The following is a 3,464-nucleotide window of genomic DNA, read 5'->3' as shown; positions in this document are numbered from 1 at the left end:
TGAGGGCGCTCACCTCGGCCGGTGGCCGGGAGGTGAGCGTCCTGCCGGCCACCATGCACCAGCTCGTCGACCCGATCACCCGCGCGCTGCTGCTGGCCTCCTCCGTGGGGGCCGATCCCCGCCGGCTGTCGGCCGCGCTGGCCGCGATGCTCGACGCGCGCCCCCTGCCCTCCGGCCGGGCCCGCAGCCGCAAGACGTTGTTGCTGGCGCCCGCGACCGGCCGCCCGATCCGCCTGCACCGGCCGGGTCTGCCGTTCACCGCGACTGAGACGGCGCGGGCGCTCGCACTGCTGGAACTGGCCCGCCGCCTGGACGACCCGTGCCCGGCATGACGCTCATGGGGGACCGGGAGCGCACGCGAAGAAATGATCGCCGCCGCCGAGGCGTCAGCTTACGGAGACGGAGCCTGTCGAGCTGAGGCGCACGAGCCGCCAGGGGATCGGGGAATCCGTCACGCGATCGCCGAGTGCGATTTCGGCGCATCGGCGTCCTTGCATCTCGAGGTCCTGCGCGATCGTGGTGATACCGCTCTGGAGTGCTTCCGGTGTCCCGTCAAAGCCGGTGATGCGGACGCGCGTCAGGTTCCGGGCATTGAGCGCCGCGACCGCGCCCAGCGCGATCTCGTCGCTCAGTGTGATGATCGCGTCGATGTCGGGCGTATCGTCGGCGATCCTCGCTGCGGCCTCCCGGCCGAGAAGGCGTGAGTTCTCGGGGAGGACGTGACAGCCGACCGATCGTTGGTCGATGCCGGCTTCGGCCAGGGCGTCTCGTACTCCCCTGAGCCGTTCGGTCGTTACGGGCAGCTCTGATCGAACATTGTCCAGTGTGGTGACGACCGGGAGCTGGTCGACCTGGGCGGGGAAGGAGATGAGAGCGGGTCTGCGCGCCGAGCGAAGGGTTTCGCGGGCGACCGCGCGAGCGGCCTCGTGGTCGTCGATGCTGACGCAGGTCGCCCCGGCGATGCGGGGGCCACCATGGATGGCGACCGGCCGGCCGCTGGCGATGGCCTCCCGCAGTGCCGGGTCGTTGGCCGCTGTCGTCCAGAAGACGAAGCCGTCGACGGAGGCGCTGGTGATGGCGTCGGTCGGCCCGAGGCGCCCGCCTGTCGGCAGGAGCGTCAGGCCGATGCCGCGGTCGGCGCACACGTCCGCGATGCCCGCGAGGAAGCGGGCCGCCGAGGGGTCGCGGAAGGCGTAGCCGAGGTGTTCGCTGAAGACCACGCCGAGGAGTCCCGTACGTCCCGTTCGCAATGCCCTGGCAGCCTGGCTGGGCTGGTATCCGAGCTCATCGGCGGCGGCGAGGATCCGCGCCCGGGACGCCTCCGAGACCCGATCCGGCCGGGAGAAGGTGTAGGAGGCGACCATCACCGACAGACCCGCACGGGCGGCGACGTCCCTCAGCGTTGGCCGCTTACCGCTCATGGACCTCACTGTAACGGTGCTCGACCATGACGCCCTCCAGGCCGCCGAGCTCCACCCGGCCGGGGCCGACGTCCCTTCGATCACGGTCGGTGCCGATGAGGAGTCGCGCGCCGTCGGGGATCGGGACGACGGCGCCCTCGACGCCGAAGTTGAGCAGGGTCTCGTACCGGCCTGCGGGTACCTGATTGACCACGCGGAGAACCCCCTCCACCGGGACGTCGGCGAGGTGCCGGCCGGTCACCGCGCGCAAGCGGTCTCTGCGAATGCCGATCAGTCTCCGATAGAGGTTCAGAGTCGAGCGAGCGTCGGTTCGCTGTGACTCGACGTTCATCGCCTCGGCGTCGGGGGTGATCGGGAGCCATGGCCTGCCCGTGGTGAACCCGGCGCCCGGACCGGAGACGCTCGGCGCCCGCCAGGGCATCGGCGTTCGTTGCGGATCGCGCCCGTTCAGGTCGACGACCCGGTCCGGGGGGATCGGGGTGTCGGCAAGGCCGAGTTCTTCACCCTGGTAGAGGAACGTCGTACCCCGCAGCGAGGCGAGCAGCATGGCGATGAGCTCTGCCCGCTGCAGCCCGTACCCGTCGCGGTCGAACCTGCTTCGCGGTCGTGGCTCGTCGTGGTTGGAGACGAACCACGCCGCACGCCCCGGATCAGGCACCAGGTCCCCGAACTCGGACAGGATCGCCGCCAGGCCGGTCGCGTCGGCATCCGCGCGGGCGAAGACGAAGTTGTGCGCGAGGTGGAGTTCGTCGTCGGAGAGGTAGGGCACGAGCAGTTGCTGGTCGAACAGCCACACCTCACCGACCGCCAGCGTTCCCGGGTACTTGTCGAGGACCGATCTCACCCGGACGAGCCGTTCGTGCAGATTCGGCCAGTCCTGCTGCCGCAGCGGAAGCCCAGGCGCGTTGTCCCGCAGCAGCGGGTCCTTGCCGAGCCGGTTGATGGAGTCGAGGCGTACGCCGTCGATGCCCGCGTCCAGCCAGAAACGCAGGACCCGTTCCTGCTCGTCGGCGACGATGGGATTCTCCCAGTTCAGGTCGGGCTGCTGCGGCAGATGCGAGTGCAGGTACCACTGACCACTCAGGTCGTCGAAGGTCCAGGCCCGCGCTCCGGCCGGGAATCCCGCCTCCCAGTTGTTGGGCGGTCCGCCGTCGGCGCGCCCGGGGGTGGGGCCGTCCCGCCAGACATAGAAGTCACGGTAGGGGTTCGTCCGGTCCTGCCGAGAGGCCTGGAACCAGCGGTGCCGGTCACTCGTGTGGCCGAGTACGAGGTCGAACAGCACGCGGATCCCTCGACGGTGTGCCTCCTCGATGAGGAGACGGGCATCGTCGTCGCCGCCGAACAGCGGATCGACGCGGCAGTGATCGCTGATGTCGTACCCGAAGTCGGCCATCGGCGACTCGAATATGGGGGACAGCCAGATCGCGTCGACTCCCAGCCGGCTCAGGTGGTCCAGCCGTGAAACGACCCCACGGAGATCGCCGACGCCGTCCCCATCACTGTCGGCGAAGCTCCGCGGATAGATCTGGTAAACGACCGCCTGCTCCCACCAGTTGCGGGACGAAGTTGAGATCGACATTTGTGTAACGATACATGTATCGTTACACAAATGTCGATCTCCGGCCGTCGTCTCGCGCTTCTCGCCGTGTGCGCCTTCATGTACGTGACCTCCGAGTTGCTACCGGTCGGCGCCCTGGAGGTCATCGCTCGCGACCTGGGCCGCGGCCAGACGCTCGTCGGCCTGCTTCTCAGCGCGTACGCGGGGACGGTCGCGCTGACCGCGATACCGGTGACGCGCCTCACCCGCGGCTGGGACCGACGTACCGTCGTCGTGGGGACGATGCTCGTCCTGGCGCTGGGCAATGGTGTCGCGGCGGTCGCGCCCGGCTTCGCCACGCTTGCGGTCGCCCGCGTTGCGATCGCCGTTGCCCACGGACTGTTCTGGTCGTCGGTCGGGTCGGTGGCCGCCCGGTTGGCGACGCCCGGCCGCGCCGGCGCCGCCACCGCCGCCGTGTTCGTCGGCACCGCCCTCGCGACGGTCGC

General features: G+C 69.9%; 3 protein-coding genes and 1 pseudogene. 2 read left to right on the top strand and 2 right to left on the bottom strand.

The window, feature by feature from the left end:
- Nucleotides 1-332: pseudogene (locus ACFFNX_RS45405) on the top strand (GNAT family N-acetyltransferase); the annotation flags it as partial.
- Nucleotides 333-386: 54 nt separating this feature from the next.
- Here ACFFNX_RS45405 and ACFFNX_RS45400 read toward each other — a convergent pair.
- Both ACFFNX_RS45400 and ACFFNX_RS45395 read right to left on the bottom strand, forming a co-directional pair.
- Nucleotides 387-1,421 carry a LacI family DNA-binding transcriptional regulator gene (locus ACFFNX_RS45400; RefSeq protein ID WP_378212512.1) on the bottom strand — a complete coding sequence of 345 codons (1,035 nt, stop codon included), beginning with the start codon at nt 1,419-1,421 and terminating at the stop codon, nt 387-389.
- Nucleotides 1,411-3,000, bottom strand: coding sequence for an alpha-amylase family glycosyl hydrolase (locus ACFFNX_RS45395; protein WP_378212510.1), 1,590 nt, complete (start codon nt 2,998-3,000; stop codon nt 1,411-1,413). Before ACFFNX_RS45395 ends, ACFFNX_RS45400 begins: the two co-directional genes overlap by 11 nt.
- Before the next feature lie 30 nt (nt 3,001-3,030).
- Between ACFFNX_RS45395 and ACFFNX_RS45390 the strand changes: the two genes are divergently transcribed.
- The coding region (locus ACFFNX_RS45390; RefSeq protein WP_378212508.1) for an MFS transporter at nt 3,031-3,464 on the top strand (434 nt) is incomplete at its 3' end.

The sequence above is a fragment of the Actinoallomurus acaciae genome, assembly GCF_042429965.1.
In the GTDB taxonomy this organism is placed as follows: domain Bacteria; phylum Actinomycetota; class Actinomycetes; order Streptosporangiales; family Streptosporangiaceae; genus Actinoallomurus; species Actinoallomurus acaciae.
The sequence above is the reverse complement of the archived record's forward strand: the minus strand, read 5'-3'. Positions and strand labels throughout refer to the sequence as shown.

What these genes read in the sequence shown, in the direction of transcription:
- ACFFNX_RS45400 (WP_378212512.1), bottom strand. Translation starts at nt 1,421, where the DNA reads ATGAGCGGTAAGCGGCCAACGCTGAGGGACGTCGCCGCCCGTGCGGGT.
- ACFFNX_RS45395 (WP_378212510.1), bottom strand. Translation starts at nt 3,000, where the DNA reads ATGTCGATCTCAACTTCGTCCCGCAACTGGTGGGAGCAGGCGGTCGTT.